Below are 2,271 nucleotides of genomic sequence, written 5' to 3'. Positions count from 1 at the left end.
GTGTGGGCCGGTACGACCAGCCCGGCGGCGCGCAGCTCGTCGAGCAGGACGCGCGCCTCGTCCGGCGCCACGTCCGCGGTCGAGGCGTACGCGAGGACACTGCGTTCGCTGCGGGTGCCGTCGAGGAGGTCGAGCAGCCGGGCGGCCCGGGGGTTGGCCACCTCCAGCAGGACGGCCCGGCCCGGTTCGACCCCGAGCTGGAGGGTGTGCCGATCGCGCCAGAGGCGGGCGAGCCCCGGCAGCAGGGTTGGCCGAGGAAGGGGAGCGGGGCGGGTCATGACACGAATCGTGACCGCGTCCGTGCGTTCCGTCGATCGTTGTCCACAGGTGCGGCGGCTCCTGCCGAGGGTTGTCCACAGGAAAGCCGGGGATATCCACAACCGCTCGGTAACTCTGTCGTCGAGCCGACAGTCGCCGCCGACCTCCGGAAACGGGTCGGGGGAGAGGCGGCCGTGGCCGCCTCTCCCCCGAGGTCCGTTCGGGTCAGACCTTCGCCTTGCCGAGAATGCGGTTCACTGTTGTGCCGCACACCGGGCACTTGCCCTTGGCCATGTTCATGCCGGTCTTGGAGACCTCGACACGGCCCTCGAAGTCGCGCTTCTCCTTGCACTTGACGCAGTAACCGTTGTAGGTCTGGGCCTGGTCGGCCACGGTAGCCCTCCTCGTCTCGTCCGCCGGACACGCCGTCCCGACGGGTTTCCCGGCGGCGGGCCACGCGGGGCGCCGGCGCTGGGTCGTTCTCCGCGGCCACGCTCATGACCGCTGGTTGGCGGACCCTACCCAGGTACGGGCAGTTCCATGTCTGATCTGCATCGCCACTGTGAGCTAGTCGACGTCGAGAGTGTGCATGCCGATTAGGTCGGATACGTCGGTTTGGCGGGGACACGCCGGGTGAATACGCTCAGATCCCCCTTCCGGCGGCCCCCGGACGGCGCTCCGCCAGTTGATCACCTAACGTGTGGGGAGGCCGGCAGGTGACGCGCCGGAGCCCCGCCGGGTCGCCACGAAGAGTGACCCGGGGCAGGTCGGCCTGCCTCCGCAAAGAAATTTTTCAGGACTCCGGGCAACCAACCACCATTTTCCGGGCGTGCCTCCGCGGGTTGACTCTTGCGGACCCCTGGCCAGTACGAAGTAGCTTTCGTTCGTGACAGTCATCCGAGGCTGCGCGGGTCAGTGATGGCCGCGACGCGGAAGCCGGTCGTCGAGGTACGGCGCAGTCAGCGCCGGCGACGCACGGTGTCCGCGTACCGCGACGGTGAGCGGGTCGTCGTGCTCATCCCGGATCAGTTCTCCCGGGCCGAGGAGAGCGAGTGGGTCGACCGGATGCTCGCCCGGCTCGCCGCCCGCGAGGGCCGGCTCGCCCGCTCGGACGCCGAGCTGTTGGCCCGCGCCACCCGGCTGATCAACCTCTACCTCTCCGACTACCGGGTCCATGCGGCGCCGGTCAGCGTCCGGTGGGTCACCAACCAGAACGGCCGCTGGGGCTCCTGCACCCCGGCCGACCGGACCATCCGGATCTCGCACCGGATCCAGGACATGCCGGACTGGGTGATCGACTACGTGCTCCTGCACGAGTTGGTGCATTTGATCGTGCCGAGCCACAACGCCCAGTTCTGGGCCCTCGTCGGGCGCTACCCGAAGACCGAGCGCGCCCGCGGCTATCTGGAGGGCGTCGCCTCCGTCGCCGGCGTACCCCTCGCGGACTGACGCCGCTCTGCCGTACCCGAGTGGATCATGTCGCCCGGCGGGCGGCCCGGGCCGGGGTTAGGGTCTTCAGCGTGGCTCGACGTGTGGTGGTGGCGCTGCTGAGACCGGTGGGCTGGACGCCGCCGGGGATCGATCCGACGCGGTGGCGCACCGCGCTCGCTGAGGACGTGGTCGACCTGCTCGCCACGCTCAACGAGGTGGAGACCGCGGTCGCCGTGACGCCGGACGACCGCTGGCTGGCAGACGCCGTGGTCTGGCCGGACACGGCGGTCCACGAGGTGCCCGCGCCCACCGTCAACGCGGTGCTCGCGGCGCTCACCGGGTACGACCAGGCGGCCGTGGTGGCCGCCGACGCCCCGGACGTGCCCGGGCTGACCCTCGGCAAGCTGCTCCGCCCGCTCACCAGCCGACCGGTCGCCGTCGCCCCGGTCGAGGGCGGCGGGCCGGGGCTGCTCGGCGTCGCGGCCCGGCTGCCCGTACCGGAGTGGTTGCCGCCGCTGGACCTGGACACCGCCGTACCCGCGGACGTGCGGGCCGGTGCCCCGCGGCCCGGCGACGTGGCCG

The 2,271-nt window shown here is 71.5% G+C and carries 3 protein-coding genes and 1 pseudogene; 2 read left to right on the top strand and 2 right to left on the bottom strand.

What is annotated here, in order from left to right; all coding sequences use genetic code 11:
• Both DKL51_RS26820 and DKL51_RS35210 read right to left on the bottom strand, forming a co-directional pair.
• Nucleotides 1-278, bottom strand: a pseudogene (locus DKL51_RS26820) (hypothetical protein); the annotation flags it as partial.
• A gap of 205 nt (nt 279-483) precedes the next feature.
• A complete protein-coding gene (locus DKL51_RS35210) occupies nt 484-651 on the bottom strand; it encodes a DUF5679 domain-containing protein (RefSeq protein ID WP_012014940.1) in 168 nt (55 codons plus the stop codon).
• A 525-nt stretch (nt 652-1,176) separates the two neighbouring features.
• Here DKL51_RS35210 and DKL51_RS26815 point away from each other — a divergent pair.
• Together DKL51_RS26815 and DKL51_RS26810 are read left to right on the top strand one after the other, a co-directional pair.
• Nucleotides 1,177-1,707, top strand: a complete 531-nt coding sequence (locus DKL51_RS26815) for a M48 metallopeptidase family protein (RefSeq protein ID WP_109945411.1) — start codon at nt 1,177-1,179, stop codon at nt 1,705-1,707.
• Nucleotides 1,708-1,778: 71 nt separating this feature from the next.
• The coding region (locus tag DKL51_RS26810) for an NTP transferase domain-containing protein (RefSeq protein WP_124812627.1) at nt 1,779-2,271 on the top strand (493 nt) is incomplete at its 3' end.

This window comes from Micromonospora globispora, from assembly GCF_003857015.1.
Classification (GTDB): Bacteria; Actinomycetota; Actinomycetes; order Mycobacteriales; family Micromonosporaceae; genus Micromonospora; species Micromonospora globispora.
This window is presented reverse-complemented; position numbering and strand designations above follow the sequence as displayed.

Bases quoted from the DNA above. Each gene is read 5' to 3' on its own strand.
- DKL51_RS26815 (WP_109945411.1), top strand. From the start codon at position 1,177: ATGGCCGCGACGCGGAAGCCGGTCGTCGAGGTACGGCGCAGTCAGCGC.